Raw genomic sequence first — 24,401 nt, 5'->3', positions numbered from 1 at the left:
ACGGCCATGGCCATCACCATCGCCACCTGGAACATCAACAGCGTCCGCGCCCGCGCCGATATCGTGGAGCAATTCCTGCGCGATCATCAGCCCGATGTGCTGTGCCTGCAGGAAACCAAGGTCGCCAACGATATCTTCCCGCACGGCCTGTTCGAGGCGCTGGGGTACAACCACCGCGTGCTGAACGGCCAGCGCATGCACCATGGCGTCGCCACCATCGCGCGGATCCCCATCGATGGTGCCTGGCGATACGACTGGCAGGACAATGGTGAGGCCCGCCACATCGGCGTGCGCTTGCCCGGTGGCGTGTTGCTGGAAAATGTCTATGTGCCGGCCGGCGGCGACGTGCCCGACCGTTCGGCCAACCCCAAGTTCGGCCAGAAGCTGGATTTCGTCGAGCGCATGACCCGCTGGTCGGAAGCGCTGAAGGAACCGGCGGTGATCGTCGGCGATTTCAACATCGCGCCGCTGGAATGCGATGTGTGGAACCACAAGGCGCTGCTGGATGTCGTGTCGCACACGCCGGTGGAAGTCGATCTGTTGAACCGGTTGCAGGCCAGCCACGACTGGGTTGATCTTGGCCGCCGCTTCAACCCGGCGCCGGAGAAATTCTTCACCTGGTGGAGCTATCGCAACAACGACTGGCGCGCCTCTGACCGGGGGCGGCGGCTGGATCATATGTGGTGTTCGCCGCAGGTCGCCACCACCGCCACCGCGTTCGAAGCGGTGAAGGACGCGCGCGACTGGGGCAAGCCATCCGACCATATCCCCCAGATCGTGACGCTGGACCTGTGAGCATCGCCCCCGATTTCCTGGCCGAAGCAGCAAGCGATGCGCTGCGCCGCGGCCGGATCGTGGGGGTGGGTGGCCTGGCCGTGCTGTCAGCCGAACTGGCCGATGGCGATACGTTGGCCGCACTGGAAGCCAAGGCGCGGGCCGGCCTGATCATCACCGCCCGCCGTGCCGCCGTGCTCAACCTGGCCAACCAGATCGCGGCCGCCGCGCCCGATCCCGAACCGGTGTGGGTGGACCGGCCCGATTGGCTTGATCTGCCCGGCAGCCGCGCCGTGGCCGATCCGGTGCTTGATCTTGCCACCCCGTTCAAGGGCCCGTTCCGCACCCGCGCGCTCGCAAGTGATGCCGCATCCGCCCGCGCTGCCATCGCGCTGGCCAAGCACGCCGGACTGATCCCCGCCGTTTATGCCGTGCCATTGGCCGATGCGGCCGCCGCCATCACCTGCCCGGCCGAAGCCGCGCTGGCGCTGCCGCCGGCGCAGGCGCGCGTGCATGTCTCCTCCCGCGCGCGGCTGCCGCTGGCCAGCGCCGAAGCCCATGGCAAGGATTGCCAGGTGGTCGCCTTCCGCCCGGCCGATGGCGGGCCCGAACATCTGGCGCTGATGATCGGTGATCCCGATGTGGCGCAGCCTGTGCTGGCCCGCATCCACAGCAGCTGCCTGACCGGCGATGTGCTGGGCAGCCTGAAATGCGATTGCGGGCCGCAACTGCACGCCGCCATCGCCGCCATCGCGCGCAACCCGCAAGGCGGCATCCTGCTCTATCTGCAGCAGGAAGGCCGTGGCATCGGCCTGCTCAACAAATTGCGCGCCTATGCCCTGCAGGATCAGGGCTGGGACACGGTCGATGCCAACACTCGCCTCGGCTTCGAGCCGGACGAGCGGGATTTCAGCCTCGCCGCCGCCATGCTGCGCGCGCTGGGTGTGGGCAGCGTCGCGCTGATGACCAACAATCCCCTGAAGGTCGATGGCCTGGCCGCCCATGGCTTCCGCGTCAGCCGCGTCGCCCACGACATGCCGCCCAACCCGCACAATGCCGCCTATCTCGCCACCAAGCGCGACCGGCAGGGGCATATGTTGTGACGATCTTCTGCGCCAACCCTGCCGCAGGCACGGTCAGCGCCTTTGGTGAAACCCACAACGCCAGCTTCGGCAAGGGCGGCTGGTGCCCGGCTGCCGACAAGCGCGAAGGCGACGGCAAGACCCCGCTGGGCCGCTGGCCGATCCGCGCCGCGCTGATCCGGCCCGATCGGCTGCCCGCCCCCGCCACCCGCCTGCCCTGGCGCTGGCTGCGCCCGTGGGACGGCTGGTCCGACGGCGCGGCCGATCCGGCCTACAACCGCCCGGTCGCCATCCCGCACCCGCACAGCCACGAAGCCCTGTGGCGCGATGATCACGCCTACGACATCATCCTGGTGCTGGCCCACAACGATGCGCCGCGGGTTCCAGGCCTTGGCAGCGCCATCTTCTGGCACGTGCGCCAGCCCGATGGCCGCCCCACCGAAGGCTGTGTTGCCATGGAGCGGGCCGTGTTGTTCCGCTGGATAGAGGCGATGGCGCCGGGGGATGTGCTGGCGATATCGGCGGAGTAAGAGATCACCACCGCCCCGGACCTGATCCGGGACGGTGGCCCTTGTCCGCTTACTTCGCCACCTCGTCATACCAGGCGGCGACATCGTCCTTCATCTTCGCCAGCTCGCTTTCGGCGAGGTAGATCATGTGGCCCGACTGGTAATAGGTGAACTTGATGTTCCGGTTGAGCTCGGCCGGCAGCAGCATGTGGGCGGCATCGAACTCCGCCCCGTAGAACGGCGTCGCCATGTCGTAATAGCCGTTTAGGAACAACAGCTTCAGCTTGGGGTTGGCGCGCATGACATAGGCGAGGTCCACCGCCGTGTTCGGGGTGGTCTGCGGGCCGCCGGTGGGCGGGCGGTGGCTCCAGTCCCAGCTCCAGCCCGGTTCACGGGCCGACAGCTTGTAGGGCAGGTCGGTCTTCACGCCCAATGTCTTGAAGGCATAATCGTGAAAGGCGCTGACATAGGCGCCGGTGATGGCGGTGGAGGCCGGATCCTCATCCGGGCTGTCGGCGTTCAGATCGGTCGGCGGCAGCGTGTAGCGCGCGTCCAGCCGGCCGATGGAAATGCCCTTCTCGCGCAGCAGCTCGGTCTGGAAATGGGGCAGGCTGATGCGGAGGTTGGCGCGCTTGATGAAATCGACATCAAGGCCGGTGTAGGCGTTCATCTGCTTCGCCACCGCATCCAGTTCGGCGGCGCCGATGGCGCTGCCCTTGGCCAGCGCGGCGGCATAGGGCCCGCTCACCCAGGCCCGCACCTCGTTCACGAAGGCATCGAGGTTCGCCGGCTTGGGCCCCGGCAGCGTGCCATGATACCAGGCCGTGGCGGCATAGCCGGGGAACAGCACCATCGAATTCTGGTCGTAACCCGGCTGGCGCACGCCATAATTGAGGATGGTCGACAGCAGCACGATGCCGTTCAGCGACAGGCCACGCTCTTCCAGCCGGGCGGCGACCGCCGGGGAGCGCAGCGTGCCATAGGATTCGCCAAACAGGAATTTCGGGCTCTTCCAGCGGCCGGTCTTGGTGACATAACGCTGGATGGCGCGGGCAAAGGCATCGGCATCCTGGTCCACCCCGTTGAAATCCTTGCCCGTCTTGTCTCCCAGCGGGCGGGACCAGCCGGCGCCGGGCGCATCGATGAACACGATGTCGGTCTTGTCGAGCAGGCTCCACGGGTTTGGCGTCACCGCATATTGGTCGGGGGTGACATAGACCGGCTTGTCGGTCTTCACCCGCACCGGGCCAAAGCTGCCCATGTGCAGCCACACGGTCGCCGAACCGGGCCCACCGTTGTAGAAGAAGGTGACCGGCCGGTTGCCGCCGCCATCGGCGGTGTAGGCGGTGTAGAAGATGCTGCCGGTGGGCCGGCCATTGTCATCACGGATGGTCAGCGTGCCGGCGGTGGCGGTGTAGGCAATCGGCTTGCCCTTCACGGTCACGCTGCCCTTCGACGGCCACGCCTGTTCGTCCACCGGTGCGCGGGCGGTGGCGGCATCGGCTTCGGCGATCATCGCGTCTTTGGGGGTTTTCGGCGCGGATTGCGCCAGGGCGGGCGCGGCAAGCGCTGTGAGCAGCAGGGCAGCGGCGAACTTCATGATGATCCCCCAGATGGTGATGGCGCGTGGCAAGCAGCAGAAAAGCGCCGGCGCGGTCAAGCCAGTTTGGCGCGGGCGTGTTGCCTCAGCCCAGCCGGCTGAACGCCTTCAGGCGGCGGGCGGTGGCCTGGGCGGCGGCGGCATTGCCCCGGGCCAGCGCGGCGGCCAGTTCGATGCCCTGCTGCTTCATCATGGCTTCAAACCCGTCTTCGGCGGGCAGGGTTTCGATGCCCTTCAACAGGCCGGCGGCACGCGACGCGTTGGCGGGATCGAGATCAAGCAGCGTGATGGCGAAGAAGGTGCGGGTGGACGGCAGGCTGGGGCTGAGCTTCAGCGCCTGCGCATAGCAGCGCTCCATTTCGGATTTCTTCGCGCCCAGCACGGTGCCGGCCAGGAAGCTGCCCACGGTCGCAACCGCGCCGCCGTGCCAGCCGCCGAGCGCGCCCCACACCAGGCTGTTGTTCGGGTTGGCGGCGCGGATGGCTTCAAAGCGGCGGCGCACATCCTTGGCCAGGCCGATGCCCTTGGTCAGCTGCGCGCGATAGGCGATGGCGACGGCCTTTTGCAGCTGCGCCTCGACATTGCCGGGGGCACGGGCCAGCGCCTTGTCGAAATCGGCTTCGGCGGCCGCGATGATGGCCATGGCGCGGGCCTTGTCGGCGGTTTGATAGCCGGCGATCGACAGCTGGGCACGGCCGGCCAGGATCAGGCTCTCGGTGCTGTTTTCGGCATGGCCGTCGCGCACCACCGCGGCCCAGTTGCCAGCGCGAAACTCCTCGCTGGCGGTGGCGTGAACGGTCTGGGCGGTGCCGCCCAAGCAGAGCATGGCGGCGACAAGGGGGGCGGTGAAACGGCGCATCACAGGGTTGTCGGCCAGATTTGGCACGGCGGCAATGGCCATCTTGGGGGGCATGTTCAGGCCACCTGCCCAACGGGATGGATGGCGTCATGCCAATGGACGGCGATGGCGGCGGCAATGTCGGCCGCGTGGGTGGTGTGGGCAAAGCGGCCGGCACCGGCAATGCGCTGCCAGCGCGTGTCGCCCAGCGCGGCCCAGGCGCTGGCGCCGCCGGCATCGGCCAAGGCCGGTGTCCACAAGGGATCGCCATCGGCGACGATGATCAGCCAGGGCCGCGCCGGCCCGCCCGGCTGCACCTGCCAGTCGCGATACTCCTGCTGCTCGGCAATGATGCCCAGGCCCGACCGGTTGCTGAAGGTGAGCAGCTCGGCAATCAGGCGGGCGCGGAAATCCGGCTGGGCCAGCAACGCCGCATCGGCCGGGTGGCCGGAAAACAGCAGATCAACGATGCGCCCGGTCATGGCCAGGCCGGCGCGCTCGCGCACCAGCCGCCACAGGCCGCCGGCCAGATCGGAGCCGCCCATGGTGGCGCGGGCAAAGCGATCGATCATGCGGTTGCCGCTGCGCCCGGTGGACGGCGGCCGCGGCTTGATCAGCACCCCGGCCAGCAGCCGGTCGCCATGCCGGTGCCAGAAGCTGACCGCCGCCGGCGCGCCGCCATCCAGCGCGGCGATGATCGCCTGATCCAGCCCCAGCACATCCAGCGCGTGCGCCATATCGTCGGCGGCGGTGCCGAACTGGTCCGCCTCGGCCGGATCAGACAGGCCAAAGCCCGGCCGGTCGATGCCGATGGGCCGCAGCCCCTGCGCCTGCAACGCCGCCACCAGTTCCGATGCCGCCCGCCGCGTGCCCATGCCGCCGTGGCAGATGATGATCGGCTGCGCCCCGGCCGGCCCGAAATCGGCGATGCCGATCTGGCGCGAGCCGCGCCGGATGATGCGCGTGGCCTCCAGCAGGCCGCCGCGATCATGCTGCAACCCGTCGCTGCCCAGCGCGATGGCATGTGTGGCGGCCGCCTCGTTGGCCAGTTGCGCCAGATCCTTGAGGCGCGGGGCGGCGGCGCTTTCCAGCGCGGCGCGGGCATGATCGCGCACCGTGTGCGGTGACAGCTGCAGCCGCGCCGCGATGCCGGGCAAATCATGGCCATCGCCCACGAGCCGCGCCACCGCCGCCTGCGCTGGCGTCAAGGCCAGCACCGCCTGCAGCCCCGCATCAAACTGCTGATCCGACACGAATTCATCGGTCAACAACCGGGTCGTCTGCGCCTGCAGGCCAGCGAGGCCCGAAACCCCGATGGCACGATAGAGCGCCGCCACCCGCTTGCGCGCCCCCGCCGGGCTCAGGCCCAGCCGGGCTGCCAGTTCGGCAATGTCGTGCGATGCCAGCACCAGCTGCAGCGTCTGCCGCTCGGCATCGGCCAGGCTGAACACGCGCGCCGCCAGTGCCGGGAAATCCGGCGTGCGGCTGGGCACATAGGCCAGCAGGCAGCGGGTGGCAGCGGCATGATCCGGCAATTCGGGCCGCGGCCAGTGCCGGCTCGCCGCCGTGCCGGCCAGCGCCGTCCACACCGGCAGGCGGTGATGGGCAAAGCGCAGCGGCCAGAAGCGCACACCGCCAAGGCCCCGCGGCGCCGGCGGCGGCAGCGGATCCACCAGCGGCCCCAGCGCCTGCCACAGCGGATTGGCCGCCAGCACGCCGGCATCATCAGCCCAGGCCACGGCAACACCAAAGCGCGGCACAACGGGATGAGGGGCGACCACACGTGACATTGTTGTGGCGGCACATTGCGGGCGACAGGCCGCGAAAGTCCAGCCCCCTTGGCGGCGCAGCCCGGCCGGGCAATAGTGGCGGCGGCGCTCAGGCCATGGGGAGTGGGATGATGACGGATTTTGCCGGCAAGCAGGTGATGGTGATGGGCGGCAGCCGGGGCATCGGCGCGGCCATCGTGCGGCAATTCGTGGCGGCCGGCGCATCGGTGCGCTTCACCTTCTCGGGCTCTCCCGAGGCCGCTGCCGCCGTGGCCGCCGAAACCGGGGCCACCGCCGTCCAGGCCGACAGCGCCAATCGCGACGCGGTGATCGCCGCCGTGGCCGATGCCGGCGCGCTGGACGTGCTGGTGATCAACGCCGGCGTGGCCATGATGGGCGATCCGTTGACGATGGACCCCGATGCGGTGGACCGGCTGATCGACATCAACGTGCGCGCCGTTTATTTCGCCGGGGTCGAAGCCGGCCGCCAGATGCGCGACAATGGCCGCATCATCATCATCGGCTCGGTCAACGGCGATCGCGTGCCGTGGCCGGGGCAGACGGCCTATGCCCTCTCCAAATCCGCCGTGCAGGGCATCGCCCGCGGCCTCGCCCGCGATTTCGGCCCGCGCGGCATCACCGTGAACGTGGTGCAACCCGGCCCGGTGGACACCGACATGAACCCAGCCACCGGCCCATTCGCCAAGATGATGCACGCCGCCATGGCCATCAAACGCCACGCAACGGCCGATGAGGTGGCGGGGCTGGTGCTCTATCTGGCCAGCCCGGCCGCCGCGATGATCACGGGCACGACGCAGACGATTGATGGCGGGGTGGGGATTTGATGCCCGGCCCGGTGTGATCAGGCCAGCTTGGCACGGCGGCGGCGGGCGGCAGCACCAACCAGGCCAAAGCCGGCGATCAGCATCGCCCAGCTGGCGGGTTCCGGCACCGCGCCGACACGCTCAACCGAGACATTGTCAATCATCGCATTGAAATCGCTGTTCGGGTCCAGGTTGCGGAAACCGATGACCGTGCTGGTGCTGGTGGCGACGAACTGCACGCCGCACTGCTGCCACACGATCTGGAATGTGCCCTGCGTGTTGGTGCAGGTGAAATTGCTGCCGCCGCTGCTGAACTCCACGCCGATGGACGTCTGGGTGCCAAACGGCCCGCCCGACACGTTGCCGACCCAGAAGGACAGCGCATAAGCCGCGCCGATGCTGGTGGCGATGGACTGGCTGACCAGTGTGGGTTGGTTGATGCTGAACCCGGTGAGATCAAGCGCGACATTGCCATCCTGCGCGGTGAAGACATAGCCTGGGTTGCCGGCATAGTCCGACCGCACCTGGCTGACCGTTGCGTTGGCAATCGTCCATCCGGTCAGCGCCGTGCTGCCGGGGGCATGATCGGTGTAGCGTGAGGGCGATGTGACCGGAGGTGCTTCAAAACTGCCGTTCACCACCAGGTTGGCCGCACGCGACGCCGCTGGATTTGCGAGCAGAGCCAAGCCCGCAGCCATCAACAGATAAGTCTTCATCCAAGTCCCCCGAATCGCTCTCGCTTCGGCCAATCGCGCCGCGTCCGAAGGGTTAATTATCCTGCCAAACCTTGCAAGAATTTACGTTGGCAAGTTACGACCCGGGTCCAGGGGCCATGGCGCACCGGCTTCCCGAACCGCCTCAGCCCTCCAAAGTATCCGCGATCGGCGCCCGGCTTCTCGCCAGGCCGACCGCTGCGATGATCACAGGGACGACGCGGACGATTGATGGCGGGGTGGGGATTTAGGGGGTTTCAAGAAAAGGGGGCCTCCGGCGGGCAGGGACTCAGTCCCTGCACCCGTTTGTTTTAGAGCGCCCTCATCAGATTTCGGCGTAGGCGGCTTATCCGCCGAGCAAGGCACGGCGCAGCAAGCGCATCAAGGCTGTACCAGCTTCCTGCGGCTCGTCGGCACGTTCAAACAATACCGTGTCGTGTGAATAGTCTTCGCCGATCAATAGCTTCCCGACAACAATGTCTTCGGCACGGAGTTGACGTTCCGTCGACTCCAAGTGGCGTACCAGCAGTTCGCGATCTTGGTTGGATAACAGTGTCGAGTCATCGACCGGTGCACCATCTGAAATGAGACAGATAATCCGGCGAGACCATTGGGAGGCATCAAGCCGCGAGGCGGCCCAAGCAAGTGCTTCGCCGTCGATGTTCTCGTGAAGTAAGTCGGGGCGGAGCGCCGGAGCGAGTTTGGGAGGCGAGACCGATCCACGGGCGGCGGAATGGTAGACAATGTGGAGCAGATCACAAAGGCGGCCCGGATTGGCGGGGCGTCCTGCCCACTTCCATGCCTTGCGGGAGTTGCCTCCTTTCCAACTGCTTGTAGTGAAGCCGAGGATCTCGAATGCGATTCCGGCGTGCTTCAGAGCATCGATCGCGCCTTCGACAGCGAGCAGCGCCGACATCATGCGGATGCCTCGCATCGAGCCCGAATGGTCAATCAGCAATGATACGATTGTTCGCGCGCGGTCTGCTGCTGGCAGTTCTTGCTTGATGTTACGAACGAGCGCTGATCCAAAGGCGGCAATTTCGACCCGCTCACCATTAAAGAGGCTTCTAAACGCAGCGACGGCTTCCTGATAGCTGCGCAACTCCTTTGCCTTGAGCGGGCCGAGCACCGAATCAAGGTCTTCTGCATCCACGATCCTATCAAAGACTGTGGTGAACGCGCGATAGGCTTCCGGTTCCGCGTGAGCATCCGGCTTTGAAAAGCGAATCTTGAGTCCCAATGCCAACGCAGACTGTGCCATAATCCGACAAACTGAACGACAAAGTGCGCTAACGCAACATTGATAATTGAAATTGTTTTATTCGGACTATTTGAGAAGTTTTAGTTCTACAGCAAAGAAGTTGTGCGGGCCTCTGGCCCGCAACGATGCCCAAATGCTGTTCGGGTGCAGGGACTGCGTCCCTGCCCGCCGGAGGCCAGCCTTCCTTTGAACCTCAGCCCTTCAGCGCGTCCGCAATCAGCGCCCGGCTTTGGGCGAGACCGTAGAGCGCGATAAAGCCGCCCATGCGGGGGCCATTTTCGCTGCCGATGAGGATTTCGTAGAGCGATTTGAACCAGTCGCGTAGGTTCGAATAGCCGGCGGCCTTGCCGGCTTCGTAGACTTCGAACTGATAGGCTTCCGCATCGGCATTCTCGCCCACGGCGGCGAGGCGCGCGTCGAGATCACGCAAGGCGGCGGCTTCCTCCGGCGTCGGCGGGCGGCGCTTGAGGCCGGGGACGACGAAATCGCGCGCGTAGGCGGCCGCGTGGTGGACCAGCCGGTCCAGCATCGGGTGGGTTTCGGGCGATGAACCCGGTGCATATTTCTTCACGAAGCCCCACAGCCGCACCGGATCATCGGTGGCAGCGACGGATGCGAGGTTCAGGAGCAGCGAGAAGCTGACCGGCAGGGCGGCGGCGGGCGGGGCGCCTTCGTGGATATGGTGCACCGGGTTGCCGAGCTGCTGTTCCAGCGGCTGTTCGGGATAGCGGCCGAGGAAATCGGCATAATCCTCAATGGCGCGCGGGATCACGTCATAATGCAGCCGCTTCGCCTTGCGCGGGTTCTGGTACATGTAGAGCGCCAGGCTCTGCGGCGGGCCGTAATCCAGCCATTGTTCAATGGTGAGACCGTTGCCCTTGGACTTGGAAATCTTCTGCCCTTCGGCATCGAGGAACAGTTCGTAATTGAAGCCGGCGGGCGGATTGCCGCCCAGCGCGCGCACGATCTTGCCGGACAGGATCACACTGTCGATCAGGTCCTTGCCGGCCATTTCATAATCGACGCCCAGCGCCAGCCAGCGCATCGCCCAATCCACCTTCCACTGCAGCTTGCAGTGCCCGCCGGTGACGGGAACGGTCACCGTCTCGTCGGTGCCGGGGCGGATGTAGGTGACGGTGCCGGCCGCCACATCGCGGGCGATGATCGGCACCTGCAGCACCGTGCCCAGCACCGGATCGACCGGCAGGAACGGCGAATAGCTGGCTTGGCGTTCGGGGCCTAAGGTTGGCAGGATGATGCCCATGACGATGTCGTAATTGGCCAAAATCTTCAGCAGCGTCGCATCGAACATGCCGCTGGCGTAGCATTCGGTCGAGCTCATGAACTCGTAATCAAAGCCGAAGCTGTCGAGGAAGGCGCGCAGCCGGGCATTGTTGTGCTGGCCAAAGCTGGGGTGGGTGCCGAACGGGTCGCGCACCTTCGTCAGCGGCTTGCCCAGGTCTTCGCGCAGCATCTCCGGGTTGGGGATGCCATCGGGCACCTTGCGCAGCCCGTCCATATCATCCGAAAAGGCGATCAGGCGGGTCTTCACCCACGGTGCCATGGCTTCAAAGGCGCGGCGCACCATGGTGGTGCGCACCACTTCGCCAAAGGTGCCGATGTGCGGCAGGCCCGACGGGCCATAGCCGGTTTCAAAGATCACCGCCTGCCCGGCGGGCACGCCGTTCGGGTAACGGGCGAGGATCTTGCGGGCTTCCTCATAGGGCCAGGCCTTGTTTTCCAGGGCGGCGGCTTGCAGGGTTTCGGTGGTGATGGTCATGGCTTTTGGCTATCGCTTGGCTTTGCCCCCCTGTGACGACTGATGGCCATGAGTGCAACAAAATCCAGCGAACGCGGCAGGGCCATCCCGGCGCTGGTGGCCAGCCATGCCGGCGTGTGGATTGCCGATGCCGAAGGCCAGGTGCGCGGGCTGAGCCGTGGGGAGGCAATTGCCCGGGCCGGCGATTCGCCCCACCTGTTGCTGAACGCGCCGGTCACCGCCAGCCGGCTGGGGCTGGGCGAATTGTCGGGCCTCGATCTCCTCGAACTGTTCGCCTTCCTGTTTCCGGCGCGCTTTGCCGTGCCGACGCCGCGCGGGCTGGCCGCCGCGCTGGGCATCGCGCCGCCGGGGCATGAGGGCGATGCCGCTTTCCTGCAGCGCGCCGCCGCCGCCCTGCTTGCCGTGCCGGGCCAGCCCGATTGGGCCCAGCGTCATGGCGCGTGGACGAGCCTGCAAAGCCTGATCCGCCAGCGCTGGGCCTGGGCCCCGCATCTGGCCCGGCTGATCGACAAGCCCAGGGCGCCCGAGCGCCATGTCTTCCAATTGCTGCCCAAGTGGGAGGAGGCCCCCAGCCGGCCGGCCCCGCGCGTCGTGCTGCTGGATGAGGCCGAGGTGGAGGGCGAACTCGCCCGGCTGGTCGGGCCGGCGGCCGAGAGCCGCGAGGGCCAGCGCGCCTATGCCCGCGCCGCGGCCAAGGCCTTTGCACCAAGGCAGGAGGCTGGCCGGCCGCACATGGTGCTGGCCGAAGCCGGCACCGGCATCGGCAAGACCCTGGGCTATCTCGCGCCGGCGTCGCGCTGGGCGGCCGAGGCCGATGGCGCCGTGTGGGTGGCGACCTATACCAAGGCGCTGCAGCGCCAGCTGGATGCCGAAACCCAGCGCATCTGGCCCGATCCCGCGACGCGGCGCGCCAAGGTGGTGGTGCGCAAGGGCCGCGAGAATTATCTCTGCCTGCTCAATCTGGAAGATGCGGTGCAAGGCGGCTTTGGCGGGCGGGCGGCGGTGTTTGCCCGGCTGGCCGAACGCTGGGCGCAGTTTACGCGCGATGGCGACATGGTGGGCGGCGATCTGCCCGGCTGGCTGCCGCCGCTGTTTGGCCGCACCAGCTTTGCCGGCCTCACCGACCGGCGCGGCGAGTGCATCTATGCCGCCTGCCCGCATTATCGCAGCTGCTTCATCGAACGCGCGACGCGGGCCAGCGCCGGGGCCGATCTGGTGATCGCCAACCATGCGCTGGTGATGATCAACGCCGCGCGCGGCCGGGCGGAAGGGGCGGGCCTCAGCCGGCTGGTGTTCGACGAAGGCCATCATCTGTTCGATGCCGCCGATGCGACCTTTGCGGTCGCCTTGACGGGCCGCGAGGCGGTGGAGCTGAAGAATTGGCTGCTCGGCCCTGAACGTGCCGCTGGGCGCGGTCGCCGGCGCGGGCTGGCCGCCCGTCTGGCGGATTGCATCAGCTATGATGACGAGGCGGCGCTGGCCGTGGAGGCCGTGGCCGAAGCCGCCCGCGCCCTGCCCAACGATGCGTGGTTGGCGCGGGTGGCCGGCGATGGCGGGGACACGGCCATTGAACGCCTGCTGGCCGCCGTGCGCGCCCAGGTGCTCGCCCGCGCCCCGGCAGACGAGGCGGACAGCGGCTATGGCCTGGAAACCGAAGTGGCCGAAGTGTCCCCCCGGCTGGTGGAGGCGGCGGCCGATGCGGCGGCGGCGCTCCAGAAACTGGCGCGGCCGATGGCGCAGCTGGATGGGCGGCTGGCGCTGCTGCTCGATGATCCGCCCGATTGGCTGGATGGCGGCGCCCGCGCCCGGGTGGAAGGGGCGCGCGCCGGCCTGCAGCTGCGGGCGGGCCTGATCACGGCATGGACGGCGCTGCTCGCCCGCCTGGGTGGCCCGGCCGATGCCGATTTCATCGATTGGCTCGAAATCGTCCGCGCCGATGGCCGATTGCTCGATGTTGGCATCCAGCGCCGTTGGCTTGATCCGATGCGGCCCTTTGCCGGCGCCGTGCTGGAAGCCGCGCATGGCGTGCTCGTCACTTCCGCCACCCTGCGCTCCCGCCCAGACGCGCTTGCCGATGATTGGCGCGATGCCGATGCCCGCACCGGGGCGGTGCATCTGCCGGGGCCCGCCCTGCATTTCGCCGCCGCCAGCCCGTTTGACTATGCCGCCCAGGCCCAGGTGCTGATCGTCACCGATGTGCGCCCGCGCGATGTGGCGGCGCTGGCCCATGCCTATCGCGCCCTGATCGAGGCGGCGGGCGGCGGCACGCTGGGCCTGTTCACCGCCATCGCCCGGCTGCGCGCCGTGCACGCGCGGCTGGCCGATCCGCTCGCCCGCGCCGGCCTGCCGCTCTATGCCCAGCATGTCGATCCCATCGACACCGCCACGCTGGTCGACATTTTCCGGGCCGAACCGGGGGCCAGCCTGTTGGGCACCGATGCCCTGCGCGACGGGGTGGATGTGCCGGGCGACAGCTTGCGCCAGGTCATCATGGAAGGCGTGCCCTGGCCGCGCCGCACCGTGCTGCACGCGGCGCGCCGGCTGGCCGGCGGCGGCAACGCCTTTGATGATCGCGTCACCATGGGCCGGCTGGCGCAGGCCTTTGGCCGGCTGATCCGCCGTGCCGATGATCGCGGCCATTTCGTGCTGCTTGGGCCCGCCGTGCCCAGCCGCCTGTTGGGGGCGTTCCCACCCGGCGTGAGCATCGAACGGGTGACGCTGGAGCAGGCGGTGGCCCGGGTGAAGGCCGGTGTGCAGGCTGGCAAAGCCCCGGCTGATGTGCCAAGCCTTGGGCCGCCATGAAGACGCTCATCCTCTTGCGGCACGCCAAGTCGGGCTATGACGATCCGTTGCTGCGCGATTTCGACCGGCCGCTGAATGACCGCGGCCGCCGCGCCGCGATGAAGGTGGGCCAATGGCTGGGCGCCGCCATCCGCAAGGGTGACATGCCCGATCCGGCGCTGGTGTTTGCCAGCCCGGCGGTGCGCGTGCGCCAGACGATCGAGGGGCTGGAGGCCGGCATGAACCGCCCGCTCGCGCCGGTCTATGAACAACGCATCTATCTCAGCTCATCGGCCACATTGGTGGAATTGTGCGCCGGTTTCTCCGATGATCATGCCAGCGCCATGCTGGTTGGCCACAATCCGGGGCTGGAGGATCTGCTGCTGGAACTGGTGCCGCCCGGCGGGGCGCTGCGGGCCGAGGCCGAGCTGAAATATCCCACCGCCACCCTCGCCCGGCTGGACATCGCCATCGACCGCTGGTCCCAGATCGACGGCGGCCGCGCCGAACTGACCCGCTTCGTCCGCCCCCGCGATCTCGACCCCAGCCTCGGGCCGGACGATTAAAGCCCCATCTCCGCTGCCGCCGCCCTGATGCGGCCCTGCGCGGCGGCGTCGCCGATGAAGGCGGCCAGCGCCTGATCCCGGGCAGTGCGGGCGGCGGCGGTGTCGCCCAGCACCTGGCGGGCGCGCATCAGGCGCAGCCAGCCGGCCTCGTCCTTCGGGTTTGCCTTCAGCTTGGCGGCGAGGCCATCAACCATCCCGCGGATCATCGCCTGCCGGTCAGCCGGGCTCATCGCCTGCGCGGCCTGCACCTGGTCGCGGCTGGGGCCGGGCATCACGCCGGCCGGCGCCGCAGACGCGGCCGTGGCAGCGGCGGCCGCCGCCGGATCAGGCTGGCCGGGCACGCTGGCGTTGCCAACCGGGCGGGTGGCGGCCAGGCGGGCGGCAATGTCGATCTTCGCCTGCTGCGCGGTCTGTTCGATCACGCTGCGCAGTTGCGGCAGCCACGGCGCATCGGCCGGGGAATCGGCCAGCAGCTTCAGCCAATCCTCGATGGCGCCCTTGCGGTCCCCGGTTTCGGCCTTGCGCACGGCCAGGAAATAACGGGCGCGGGCATCGGCGCCATCCTGGGCGGCAGCCTTTTCAAACGCGGCCACGGCGGCTGGCGTCACCTGGCCGCCGGCATCCTGCACCAGCGCTTCGCCATAGGCGGATTGATAGCCCACACCATCGGGTTTCAGCGCGATGGCACGGGCATAGGCCTTGGCGGCATCGCCATAGCGGCCGGTCTGGAAATAGCTCCAGCCCAGCATGCGCCAGCCTTCGGGATCCTGCGGGTTGGCCTGCATCTTCTGTTCAAGGCCGGTGATCAGCTGTGCCACCTCGCCCTGCGGCGGCGCGGCGGCCGGCGCGGCGGCCGGCGGCGCAGCAGCGGGGGCACCCGGGCTGCCGGCCAGTTCCGGCTGGCCCATGTTGGTGTAGAGCGCAGCTGCAGCCAGCGCGACCATAGCGGCCATGCCCAGCGCCAGGCCCGACAGCGCCTTCTGACCCATGGTGCGGTCCAGTTCGGCCGGGATATGGCCGGCAGCGAGCAGGCGGCGGCGGATTTCGTTGCGCAGGCCTTCGGCTTCACCGGGCTGGATGCTGCCGGCCGCCAGCTGCACATCGACATCGGCCAGCTGGTCCTTCAACACGGCGATGGTGGCAGCGCGGGCGTCCACCCGGGCTTCGTGCCGGCGCACCAGCGGGATGGTGAGCCAGGCGGCAGCAAGGGCCGCCATCGCGGTGAGGATGATCCACAGGGTCATGATGGGTCCGGTTTCAGCTCAGCCGATCCAGCTCGGCGCGTTCGGCATCGGAAAGGGGGGCGTCAGCGGCAGTCGCAGGCTTGCGGCGCTGCCACAGGGCAACACCAAGTCCGCCCAGGATCAGCACCGCGAACGGGCCGGCCCACAGCAGCAGCGTGTCGCCTTCAACGGGCGGTTTCAGCAGCACGAAATTCCCATAGCGCGCCACCACATAATCCCGCACCTCGGCATCGGATTTGCCCTTGGCGATCTGTTCGCGCACCAACAGGCGCAGATCGCGGGCCAGCGGGGCGTCGCTGTCGTCGATGGACTGGTTCTGGCAGACAACGCAGCGCAGATCCTTGCTGATGCTGCGCGCGCGCTGTTCCTGCGCCGCATCAGGCAGCATTTCATCGGGCATCACCGCCGCCGCCGGGGACGCGATGGCCAGCGCGAGGGCAAGGAGCAGCCGCTTCATGCCTCGGCCCTCAGCTGCTGCATCAGCGGCTTGATCTCGCCTTCCCATTGTTCCGGGCTGATCGGGCCGACGATCTTGAAACGCACCCGACCCTTCTTGTCGACGACAAAGGTTTCCGGCGCGCCGGTGACGCCCAGATCAATGGCGGTGCGCCCCGATTCATCGGCGCCCAGCCCGGCATAGGGATTGCCGAAGCGGGCGAGGAAGGCGCGGCTGTCGTCCGGCTTGTCCTTCCAGGCAATGCCATAGACCGGGAAGCCTTCAGCTGCGATGCGTTCCAGCACCGGGTGCTCCTGCGGACAGGCGGCGCACCAGCTGGCCCAGACATTCAACAGGCGTGGCTCATCCTTGAAGCTGGCGCTGGCCAGCGCGGGGCCATCGATGCCGGGCAGGGCGAATTCGGGCAGCGGCCGGTCGATCAGCTGGCTGGGCAGTTCCTTGGGGTCTTGCGTCAGGCCATAGCCCAGGAAGCCGGCGAGGCCGACAAAGGCGATGATCGGCAGGATGAAGAGCAGGCGCTTCATGGCGGCTTATTCGGCCGGAACCAGATTGGGCGCAAGAGGGGCACGGCTCTGCGGTGCGCCGATGCGGAAGCGGCGATCCGACAGGCTGGCGGCGCCGCCCATGGCCATCAACAGGCCGCCAAACCAGATCCAGCCCACCAGCGGGTGCCAATAGAGCCGCACGACAAGGCCCTGGCCCTTGGTGTCGGTCTGCACGTCGCCGATGGCGACATATTGGTTGCCCAGCACGGAAACGCCGATGCCGGCTTCGGTCGTCTGGTTGCGGCTGTTGTCGTAGAAGCGGCGTTCGGAGACGAGGACGCGCTCGCTGCCGTTCTGGCGCACGGCAAAGCGGGCGCGCAGCGCGCGGTAGTTGGCGCCGTCCACCTCTTCGGCGCCCAGCATGGTCAGGCTCAGCGGCCCGGCCGTGGTGGTCTCGCCGGGGCGCATGACCAGGATATGCTCGGCCGCGAATGTGCTCATCGCGGCGATGCCGGCGGTGGTGAAGCCGATGCCGGCATGGGCGAGGGCCAGGCCGATGGTGGCGGCCGGCGTGGTGCGCACCAGCCGCAGCGAAAAGCCGCCCGCCCCCCACCAGCGCCGCGCCAGCACCAGGCCAGCGCCCAGCACCAGCCAGGCGCCGAGCGCCAGGCCAAGCGCGGCAGACGCCTGGGCCAGCCCGGTCCACAACGACAGGCCGGCCAAAAGCGCCGCGGTGAGCACGGCCGGCACCAGCAGCTTCCGGCCCACCACCGCCAGATCATCGCGCTTCCACGCCAGCATCGGCCCGGCGGTGACCAGCAGCAGCAGCGGGACAGACAACGGCACGAACACCAGATTATAGTAAGGCGGGCCGACCGAAATCTTGTTGGCCGGGGCCACCGCCTCCATGATCACCGGATAGAAGGTGCCGAGAAAGACAACGGCGGTGAGCGCCATCAGCAGCAGATTGTTGAGCGTGAGGCCGGCTTCGCGGCTGACACTGCCGAACAGCGCGCCCGATTTCATCTGCGGCGCCCGCAGGGCAAACAGGCCCAGCGCCGTGCCGGTGGCGCCGATAATCATGGCGAGGATGAACACGCCGCGCCGGGGATCAACCGCAAAGGCATGGACCGAGGTGAGAATCCCGGAGCGGACGAGGAAGGTGCCGATCAGGCTCAGCGAAAAGGCGAGGATGGCGAGGAGGATGGTCCAGCCGGCGAGAGACCCACGCTTTTCGGTGACGATGGCCGAATGCAGCAGCGCCGTGCCGAGCAGCCACGGCATGAAGCTGGCGTTTTCCACCGGATCCCAGAACCACCAGCCGCCCCAGCCCAGTTCGTAATAGGCCCAGAAGCTGCCCAGCGTGATCCCGCAGGTGAGCGGCACCCAGGCGGCGAGCACCCAGGGCCGCATCCAGCGCGCCCAGGCCGGATCGGCGCGACCCTCCAGCAGGGCGGCGACCGCGAAGCTGAAGGTGACGGAAAAGCCGACATAGCCAAGGTAAAGCAGCGGCGGGTGGAAGACGAGGCCGGGATCCTGCAGCAGCGGGTTCAGCTCCGCTCCGTCGAGAGGGGCCGGCGACAGCCGCTCGAACGGGTTCGACGTGAACAGCGCAAAGGCCAGGAAGGCGACCGAGATCATCGCCTGCACGGCAAGCACCCGGGCCTGCAGCGTGGTTCTGAGATTGTCGCCAAAGCGGGCGATGCCGGCGCCATAAAGGCTGAGCACCAGCACCCACAGCAGCATCGAGCCCTCGTGATTGCCCCAGGTGGCGGCCAGCCGATAGGGCAGCGGCTGCGACAGGGCGCTGTGGTTGGCGACCAGCGCGACGGAAAAATCCGCCTGGCCAAACAGGGTCATCAAACAGGCAAAGGCGATGGCGATCAGCACCGCCTGGCACGCCGCCGCGCTGCGCCCGAACGCCATCAGCGCCGCATCGCCGCGCATTGCCCCCAGCATCGGCAGCACCGCCTGGGTGGCCGCGACCAGCAGGGCGAGGATCAGGGCGAAATGGCCGATTTCGGCAAGCATGACTGATGGGGCTCCGGCGCGACCGTGCGCAAAAATGCGCAAGGTCAACATTCTTGCTCTAGCCGATGCGTATCAGGATGCTAGGATTTATCGCAATGGGGGCTGGCGCGCATCGGCATGGATGCGACGTCGTGCGCCTGCTGCACGGGCGCGGGCCGGGGGGCCCTGACCAGGGGGGAAACAGCCAGCGTGACCGCCTATCGCATCGCCATCGTGGGATCAGGCCCGGCCGGCCTGTCGGCGGCGGCGCATGCGGCCAGGCTGGGCCTGTCGCACATCCTGCTGGAAAAGACCGACCATCTGTCGGACACGATTTACAAATATCAGAAGGGCAAGCATGTGATGGCGACGCCATCGCAGCTGATCCTGCGCTCGCCGCTCGATTTCGAGGCCGGCAAGCGCGAGGTGGTGCTGGGCACCTGGAATGATCAGACCGGCGCTGCCGGCGTAAACGTGAAATATATGGCCGAGGTGAAGGCCATCGACGGCACCGGCCCGGCCATCGAGGGTTCGGTGATGAAGATCGTCACGCGCAAGCGGGACGGCAGCAGCGACACCAGGGAAATCCAGCGCCATGCCCCGCCCTATCGCCTGACCCTGACCAATGGCGAGGAGATCATTGCCGACACGGTGATCCTGGCCATCGGCACCCAGGGCAACCCCAATCTGATGGCCTGCCCCGGCGGCAACCTGCCCCATGTGCAATATCAGCTGGATGACCCGACCGAATATACCGACGAGCATATCTTCGTGATCGGCGGCGGCGATGCCGGGATCGAGAATGCGCTCGGCCTGTGTGCCGATCCGGCGCAGAACAATATGGTGACACTGGTCAACCGCTCGGCCGATTTCGCCAATGCCAAGGATGCCAATGTGAAGGCGCTGTTTGCCGCCCGCGACGCCGGGCGCATCAGCATCATGACGGAAACCACCACCAAGGCGATCGAGACCGGCCATATCACCCTCGACACCCGCGACGGCGAGGTACGCGCCCGGTGTGACCGGATCATCGCCCGCATGGGTTCGGCGCCGCCGCGCGGCTTTGTCGAAGGCTGCGGGGTGGAATTTGCCTCCAACGACCGGCTGGCCTTCCCGAAATTGTCGGCCACCTTCGAATCGACAGCGCCCGGCATCTATGTGGTGGGCGCACTCGCCGGCTATCCGCTGATCAAGCATTGCATGAACCAGGGCCATGATGTGGTGGAGTTCATCAACGGCAACCTTGATCTCAAACCGGCGGACGAGCCGATCCTGGAAGCCAAGTTCACCGGCCTTCCCGGCGGCCGCAGCGTGGCCGAATGGCTGGAATATCTGCGCAGCCGCGTGTCCATCCTGTCGGGCATGTCCAGCTTGCAGATGCGCGAATTCATGCTGGATTCGAGCGTGAAGCTCTATCGAGCCGGCGACGTCGTGTTCGAACGCAACGCCCCCGGCTCCTCGCTGTTCGGCGTCGCCGATGGCCAGGTGCTGGTGGAGGTGAACCCCAGCGATCCCAGCATCACCGTGCCGATCAATGCCGGCACCATATTTGGCGAGGTTGGCCTGATTTCCGGGCGGCGGCGCGGGGCGACCATCCGCGCCGGCAGCGATTGCATCCTGGTGGAGATCAGCCGCAACGCCGCCCTGAAGCTGATGAGCCAGGTGCCATCGGCCGCGCGCGAGATCACCCGCATCACCACCGAGCGCAGCCTGCTGCAGATCTTCAAATCCGGCCTGGCGGCCGCCGATCTGGTGGACGTGATCGCCGGCGCCAAGGTGGAAAGCATCCGCGCCGGCCAGGCCATCATCAAGGAAGGCGAGGCGGGCGACGATATCTTCATCATCCGGTCGGGATCGATGGTGGTGGAAAAGAGCATCGGCGGCAAACCGGTGTTCTTGTCCTATGTGCCGGCGGGCAGCTTTGTCGGCGAAATGGCGGTGATCGATGGCTCCGCGCGCAGCGCCACCGTGCGCGCCGCGGTGAAGAGCGACGTGATCCGCCTGGCTGGCGAACCCTTCCGCGCCCTCTTGGCCGCCAAGCCACAGCTGCTCGACAAGTTGCGTGGCGAGATGGCCAACCGCACCCGGCTCAACAATTATATCGAATCTAAGAAGGACAGTTTTTCCGGCATCGTCGACCTCTACACCGGGGTGGCGAATTTCCTGGTGGAACAGGGCGTCGGTGAAGCCACCGATGTGCTGCTGATCGACGAGAAGCTCTGCGTTGGTTGCGACAATTGCGAGAAGGCCTGCGCCGATACCCACGACGGCCTGTCGCGGCTGGACCGGGAGGCCGGGCGCACCTATGCCCATCTGCACGTGCCGACCAGCTGCCGCCACTGCGAGCATCCCCATTGCATGGCCGATTGCCCGCCCAACGCCATCCACCGCGGGCCGACGGGCGAAGTCTATATCGACGATACGTGCATCGGCTGCGGCAATTGCCAGCGCAACTGCCCCTATGGCGTGATCCGCATGGACAAGGTGCCGCCGAAGAAGCCCTGGCTGCTCAGCTGGTTCCTGTTCGGCAGCGGCCCCGGACCGGGCGAACCCAGCCACAAATGGGCGAAGAAGGCCGATCCCGCCTATGCCGAAAAGGCCAAGAAGGCGATCAAGTGCGACATGTGTTCGGGCCAGGAAGGCGGTCCGGCCTGCGTGCGCGCCTGCCCCACAGGGGCCGCCATCCGGGTGTCGCCGGAACAATTCCTGTCGGTCGCCCTGATGGGCCGGGAGGGCAAGTGATGGCGAGCACCGCGCCCACCCGCAAGGCAATGACCGGCAAGGCCGTTGCCCGCGCCCCGCGGGACACGGCGCACGAAGGCTTTCTGAATCACCGGCGGGCGCGCTGGGCCAAGGTGGCGGGCACATTGAGCCTCGTCGCGCTGCTCACCTACATGCTCACCGATCCAACCCCGCGCCACAATGGCGGCACCTGGCTGGGCTATACGCTGGGCAGCATCGGCGCCGGCCTGATCGTCTGGCTGTCGCTGCTGGGCGTGCGCAAGCGGGTGATCGGATCAAAGCCGTTCAGCCTGAAGGGCTGGACCAGCGCCCATGTCTATCTGGGCCTGTCGCTGATCGTCATCGGCACGCTGCACACCGGATTCCAGCTCGGCTGGAATGTCCACACCCTCGCCTGGGCGCTGATGATGATCGTCATCCTGTCGGGCCTGTGGGGCATCAGCCTTTATGCCACGCTGCCGGAAAAACTCTCGGCCAACCGCGGAGAGGTGACGCAGCAGCAGATGCTGGAAGCGATCCGCACGCTTGACCGGCAGCTGGATCTGGCCGCCCAGCCTCTGGGCGCCGATGATGCCGCGCTGGTGCGGATGAGCCTGGAGGAATGCCGCATCGCCGGATCGCTGGGCCAGCGCCTGTCGGGCAATTACGCCAGCGACGGCAACGCCCGTGCGCTGGCCGCGGTGGGCGACAAGGTGATGGCCGGGCTGCGCAGCGGCCAGGCTGATGAGCGCTTGCAGCAGATCCAGTTCCTGCTGGAACGGAAAGAAGCAGCGCTGGCCCAGGCCCGTCGCCACATCGCCATGAAGGCAAGGCTGGAGCTGTGGCTCTATATCCATGTGCCGGTGACCATCGCGCTGCTGGCGGCGCTGTTCGCCCACATCCTCTCCGTGTTCCTCTATTGGTGAGGCGGGCATGAGCTTCATCATCCGCCAATTGACCAAGCGGGCCGACGGCGGCGACATCATCCGCACGAGGCAGCTGGTGCAGGCCGAAATCAGCATCGGGCGCGGCACCGATTGCGATATCCAGCTGCCCGATCTGGCCGTGATGCTGCGTCATGCCCGGCTGGTGCGCATCGCAGCCACCCGGGTGAGCATCGAGACCACCGGCGGCGTGCCGGTCACGGTTGCCGGCAAGTTCGTCACCCGCGCCGATGTTGATCTTGCCGATGCCCCGGCGGTGGAGATTGGGCCGTTCCGCCTGTCGTTGAGCGAAGGTGAGGATGGCGCGGTGGCCATCACCGCCGAGCGGGTGATCCCGCCCATCGACGCCGCCGATGCCACCCAGGAGGTTTCGATCTTCTCGCTGCAGGGCGCCATGCCCACGCGGCGGCGGCTGGCCTGGGTGGGTGCGCTGGTCATTCTGGTTGGCCTGCTGCTGATCCCGCTGGTGCATTTCCTGGGCGAAGGCCGCGCCACCTTGCCCAAGGACATGCTTGCCGAAGCGGCACGCCCGGTCACCCCCGGTGCGGCGTTTGGCGATGGCAAACTGCGCGTACCCACCGCGCGGCCGGCGGCGGCCGGTGGCTTTGCCCCCGACGAAGTCTGGTCATCGGGCCCGCTGTCGAACGCCCACGCCAGCCTGTCCAACAATTGCGGGGCCTGCCACACGCAGGCGTTTGTGAGCGTGACGGACAGCGCCTGCCAGGCCTGCCACACCAAGGCGGCGCTGCCCGATCATGCCGCGCCGGCGCGGCTGGCCAAGGGGCGGATGCCCGAATCCGGCGTGATGGCGGCGGCGCATGCGGCCTTCAACCTCCCGCAGGGCCGCTGCACCAGCTGCCACAAGGAGCATGAGGGCGAAGCCACGGTGATGACGGTGGCCGAGCAGTTCTGCACCGATTGCCACGCCGGGTTGAAGGGCCGGCTGCCCGATACGGCGGTGGCGGATGTGCCGGGCTGGGCAAAGCACCCGGATTTCCGTGCCACGCTGGTGGCCAGCCCGTCGCTCACCCAGCCGGTGTTTGCCCGCACGCCGCTCAATGGCGCACGCGAGCGTTCCGGCCTGATCTACCCGCACGACATTCACCAGTCTGCTACCAACGCGGTGGCCAACATGGCGCGCAAGCAAGGGTTCAGGCTGGCCAGCGACGGCAGCCTGCCCTGTGCCACCTGCCACGTGCCCGATGGTGATCAGGTCCGCTTCAAGCCAATCGACATGGAGGCCAATTGCGGCGCCTGCCATGATCTGGCCTTCGCCCGCGATGGCGGCACGCTGCGCACCCTGCCGCACGGCAAGCCGGCGCAGGTGGCCGGCATCATCCGCGATTTCTACCTGTCACAGGCGGTCGCTCCGCGCGCTGGCGTGCAGCGCATCGCCTTTGATCGCCGCCCGCCCGGCCGCATGGCCGAGGCGGAAGCCGCGCAGCTGCGCCTGGCCTCCATCGGCGATGCCCAGGCCCGCGCCCGCGCCGCGGTGGCCGGCATCTTCACGGGCAAGGGATTGTGCACCGATTGCCATGTGGTGAGCGATACCGGCGCGGCGGACATCACCCGCCGCTTTGCCATCGCCCCGGTGACGATCAACGATCATTATCTGCCGCAGGGCCGTTTCCCGCACGGCAAGCACAAGAGCTATGACGGCAAGACCGGCGATGCTGCCTGTGTCGCCTGCCACACTGGCATCACCCGATCAAAGGCCGCCACCGATGTGAACATCCCCGGCGTGGCCAATTGCCGCCAATGCCATGGCGCGCCGGCCAAGACCCTGCTGGCCAACACCGCAAAGGCCGGCGACAGTTGCGACACCTGCCATGGCTATCACGATGGCGTGCTGCCGTCGGGGCCGTTGCCGGCCGGCCATGGCAATGCGCCGCGCGTGGCGGCCGCCCGGCCCCGCGCCGCCGGATTCGGCTCCTGATCCGTCCGCCATCTTGTGCACCGCGCCGGCTTGCGTCAGCATGCAGACCAGCCGCGTATATGGTTGGGGACAGGCCGGCGCCATGGTGGCCCGGCAGGCGGGGGCGC

19 protein-coding genes are annotated in these 24,401 nt (G+C 67.7%); 9 read left to right on the top strand and 10 right to left on the bottom strand.

Annotation, left to right across the window (positions count from 1 at the left end; all coding sequences use genetic code 11):
- Positions 1-6 precede the first annotated feature (6 nt).
- Genes AC6BOR_RS10115 through AC6BOR_RS10105 form a run of 3 tightly spaced genes read left to right on the top strand, consistent with a single transcriptional unit; the run spans position 7 to position 2,386 of the window.
- Positions 7-795 carry an exodeoxyribonuclease III gene (locus AC6BOR_RS10115; protein ID WP_498058327.1) on the top strand — a complete coding sequence of 263 codons (789 nt, stop codon included), beginning with the start codon at positions 7-9 and terminating at the stop codon, positions 793-795.
- Entirely contained in the window at positions 792-1,877 is a 1,086-nt protein-coding gene (gene ribA, locus AC6BOR_RS10110; RefSeq protein ID WP_498058326.1) for a GTP cyclohydrolase II, read from the top strand. The genes AC6BOR_RS10115 and ribA overlap by 4 nt, the downstream gene beginning before the upstream one ends.
- Positions 1,874-2,386, top strand: coding sequence for a L,D-transpeptidase family protein (locus AC6BOR_RS10105; RefSeq protein WP_498058325.1), 513 nt, complete (start codon positions 1,874-1,876; stop codon positions 2,384-2,386). Before ribA ends, AC6BOR_RS10105 begins: the two co-directional genes overlap by 4 nt.
- Before the next feature lie 49 nt (positions 2,387-2,435).
- Here the strand turns inward: AC6BOR_RS10105 and AC6BOR_RS10100 are convergent, their stop codons facing one another.
- From AC6BOR_RS10100 to AC6BOR_RS10090, 3 genes are all read right to left on the bottom strand, one after another.
- Positions 2,436-3,965 (bottom strand): S10 family peptidase, encoded by a 1,530-nt coding sequence (locus AC6BOR_RS10100; protein WP_498058324.1) that lies wholly within the window; start codon positions 3,963-3,965, stop codon positions 2,436-2,438.
- A gap of 85 nt (positions 3,966-4,050) precedes the next feature.
- Entirely contained in the window at positions 4,051-4,824 is a 774-nt protein-coding gene (locus AC6BOR_RS10095; RefSeq protein WP_498058323.1) for a hypothetical protein, read from the bottom strand.
- Between the two features lie 56 nt (positions 4,825-4,880).
- Complete coding sequence (locus AC6BOR_RS10090) at positions 4,881-6,542, bottom strand: alpha/beta fold hydrolase (RefSeq protein ID WP_498058322.1); 1,662 nt, start codon at positions 6,540-6,542, stop codon at positions 4,881-4,883.
- Between the two features lie 161 nt (positions 6,543-6,703).
- Between AC6BOR_RS10090 and bdcA the strand changes: the two genes are divergently transcribed.
- Positions 6,704-7,417 carry an SDR family oxidoreductase gene (bdcA, locus tag AC6BOR_RS10085; RefSeq protein WP_498060647.1) on the top strand — a complete coding sequence of 238 codons (714 nt, stop codon included), beginning with the start codon at positions 6,704-6,706 and terminating at the stop codon, positions 7,415-7,417.
- 17 nt (positions 7,418-7,434) lie between these two features.
- On the opposite strand, the gene AC6BOR_RS10080 is transcribed toward bdcA, so the two are convergent.
- The 3 genes from AC6BOR_RS10080 to AC6BOR_RS10070 all read right to left on the bottom strand — a co-directional run bounded on the left by AC6BOR_RS10080 (position 7,435) and on the right by AC6BOR_RS10070 (position 11,150).
- Positions 7,435-8,082, bottom strand: coding sequence for a PEPxxWA-CTERM sorting domain-containing protein (locus tag AC6BOR_RS10080; RefSeq protein ID WP_498058321.1), 648 nt, complete (start codon positions 8,080-8,082; stop codon positions 7,435-7,437).
- Between the two features lie 373 nt (positions 8,083-8,455).
- Positions 8,456-9,370: a cobaltochelatase CobT-related protein gene (locus AC6BOR_RS10075; RefSeq protein WP_498058320.1), complete on the bottom strand. Its 915-nt coding sequence runs from the start codon at positions 9,368-9,370 to the stop codon at positions 8,456-8,458.
- Positions 9,371-9,563: 193 nt separating this feature from the next.
- A complete protein-coding gene (locus AC6BOR_RS10070) occupies positions 9,564-11,150 on the bottom strand; it encodes a lysine--tRNA ligase (RefSeq protein ID WP_498058319.1) in 1,587 nt (528 codons plus the stop codon).
- Positions 11,151-11,198: 48 nt separating this feature from the next.
- On the opposite strand from AC6BOR_RS10070, the gene AC6BOR_RS10065 reads away from it, so the two are divergent.
- Complete coding sequence (locus AC6BOR_RS10065) at positions 11,199-13,952, top strand: ATP-dependent DNA helicase (RefSeq protein ID WP_498058318.1); 2,754 nt, start codon at positions 11,199-11,201, stop codon at positions 13,950-13,952.
- Positions 13,949-14,497, top strand: coding sequence for a SixA phosphatase family protein (locus AC6BOR_RS10060; protein WP_498058317.1), 549 nt, complete (start codon positions 13,949-13,951; stop codon positions 14,495-14,497). The genes AC6BOR_RS10065 and AC6BOR_RS10060 overlap by 4 nt, the downstream gene beginning before the upstream one ends.
- Here AC6BOR_RS10060 and ccmI read toward each other — a convergent pair.
- The 4 genes from ccmI to AC6BOR_RS10040 are packed head-to-tail and all read right to left on the bottom strand — an operon-like array spanning position 14,494 to position 18,714.
- Positions 14,494-15,741, bottom strand: a complete 1,248-nt coding sequence (gene ccmI / locus AC6BOR_RS10055) for a c-type cytochrome biogenesis protein CcmI (protein ID WP_498058316.1) — start codon at positions 15,739-15,741, stop codon at positions 14,494-14,496. The genes AC6BOR_RS10060 and ccmI overlap by 4 nt on opposite strands.
- 13 nt (positions 15,742-15,754) lie before the next feature.
- On the bottom strand, positions 15,755-16,198 hold the full coding sequence (locus tag AC6BOR_RS10050; RefSeq protein WP_498058315.1) for a cytochrome c-type biogenesis protein: 444 nt from the start codon (positions 16,196-16,198) through the stop codon (positions 15,755-15,757).
- A complete protein-coding gene (locus AC6BOR_RS10045) occupies positions 16,195-16,722 on the bottom strand; it encodes a DsbE family thiol:disulfide interchange protein (protein WP_498058314.1) in 528 nt (175 codons plus the stop codon). Before AC6BOR_RS10045 ends, AC6BOR_RS10050 begins: the two co-directional genes overlap by 4 nt.
- Positions 16,723-16,728: 6 nt before the next feature.
- A complete protein-coding gene (locus AC6BOR_RS10040; protein WP_498058313.1) occupies positions 16,729-18,714 on the bottom strand; it encodes a heme lyase CcmF/NrfE family subunit in 1,986 nt (661 codons plus the stop codon).
- 189 nt (positions 18,715-18,903) lie between these two features.
- On the opposite strand from AC6BOR_RS10040, the gene AC6BOR_RS10035 reads away from it, so the two are divergent.
- From AC6BOR_RS10035 to AC6BOR_RS10025, 3 genes are read left to right on the top strand one after another with little or no spacing between them, the layout of a single operon-like run.
- A complete protein-coding gene (locus AC6BOR_RS10035) occupies positions 18,904-21,435 on the top strand; it encodes a cyclic nucleotide-binding domain-containing protein (RefSeq protein ID WP_498058312.1) in 2,532 nt (843 codons plus the stop codon).
- On the top strand, positions 21,435-22,340 hold the full coding sequence (locus AC6BOR_RS10030) for a hypothetical protein (RefSeq protein WP_498058311.1): 906 nt from the start codon (positions 21,435-21,437) through the stop codon (positions 22,338-22,340). The genes AC6BOR_RS10035 and AC6BOR_RS10030 overlap by 1 nt, the downstream gene beginning before the upstream one ends.
- Before the next feature lie 7 nt (positions 22,341-22,347).
- Entirely contained in the window at positions 22,348-24,294 is a 1,947-nt protein-coding gene (locus tag AC6BOR_RS10025) for a cytochrome c3 family protein (protein WP_498058310.1), read from the top strand.
- The last annotated feature ends 107 nt before the right edge of the window (positions 24,295-24,401 follow it).

The sequence above is a fragment of the Sandarakinorhabdus sp. FBCC-B8862 genome, assembly GCF_059745315.1.
The sequence above is the reverse complement of the archived record's forward strand: the minus strand, read 5'-3'. Positions and strand labels throughout refer to the sequence as shown.

Excerpts from the sequence above, each read along its gene's own strand:
- AC6BOR_RS10070 (WP_498058319.1), bottom strand. The coding sequence starts at position 11,150 with ATGACCATCACCACCGAAACCCTGCAAGCCGCCGCCCTGGAAAACAAG.
- AC6BOR_RS10045 (WP_498058314.1), bottom strand. The coding sequence starts at position 16,722 with ATGAAGCGCCTGCTCTTCATCCTGCCGATCATCGCCTTTGTCGGCCTC.
- bdcA (WP_498060647.1), top strand. The coding sequence starts at position 6,704 with ATGACGGATTTTGCCGGCAAGCAGGTGATGGTGATGGGCGGCAGCCGG.
- AC6BOR_RS10065 (WP_498058318.1), top strand. The coding sequence starts at position 11,199 with ATGAGTGCAACAAAATCCAGCGAACGCGGCAGGGCCATCCCGGCGCTG.
- AC6BOR_RS10025 (WP_498058310.1), top strand. The coding sequence starts at position 22,348 with ATGAGCTTCATCATCCGCCAATTGACCAAGCGGGCCGACGGCGGCGAC.
- AC6BOR_RS10050 (WP_498058315.1), bottom strand. The coding sequence starts at position 16,198 with ATGAAGCGGCTGCTCCTTGCCCTCGCGCTGGCCATCGCGTCCCCGGCG.
- AC6BOR_RS10060 (WP_498058317.1), top strand. The coding sequence starts at position 13,949 with ATGAAGACGCTCATCCTCTTGCGGCACGCCAAGTCGGGCTATGACGAT.
- AC6BOR_RS10095 (WP_498058323.1), bottom strand. The coding sequence starts at position 4,824 with ATGCGCCGTTTCACCGCCCCCCTTGTCGCCGCCATGCTCTGCTTGGGC.
- AC6BOR_RS10030 (WP_498058311.1), top strand. The coding sequence starts at position 21,435 with ATGGCGAGCACCGCGCCCACCCGCAAGGCAATGACCGGCAAGGCCGTT.
- AC6BOR_RS10040 (WP_498058313.1), bottom strand. The coding sequence starts at position 18,714 with ATGCTTGCCGAAATCGGCCATTTCGCCCTGATCCTCGCCCTGCTGGTC.
- ccmI (WP_498058316.1), bottom strand. The coding sequence starts at position 15,741 with ATGACCCTGTGGATCATCCTCACCGCGATGGCGGCCCTTGCTGCCGCC.
- AC6BOR_RS10100 (WP_498058324.1), bottom strand. The coding sequence starts at position 3,965 with ATGAAGTTCGCCGCTGCCCTGCTGCTCACAGCGCTTGCCGCGCCCGCC.
- AC6BOR_RS10075 (WP_498058320.1), bottom strand. The coding sequence starts at position 9,370 with ATGGCACAGTCTGCGTTGGCATTGGGACTCAAGATTCGCTTTTCAAAG.
- AC6BOR_RS10115 (WP_498058327.1), top strand. The coding sequence starts at position 7 with ATGGCCATCACCATCGCCACCTGGAACATCAACAGCGTCCGCGCCCGC.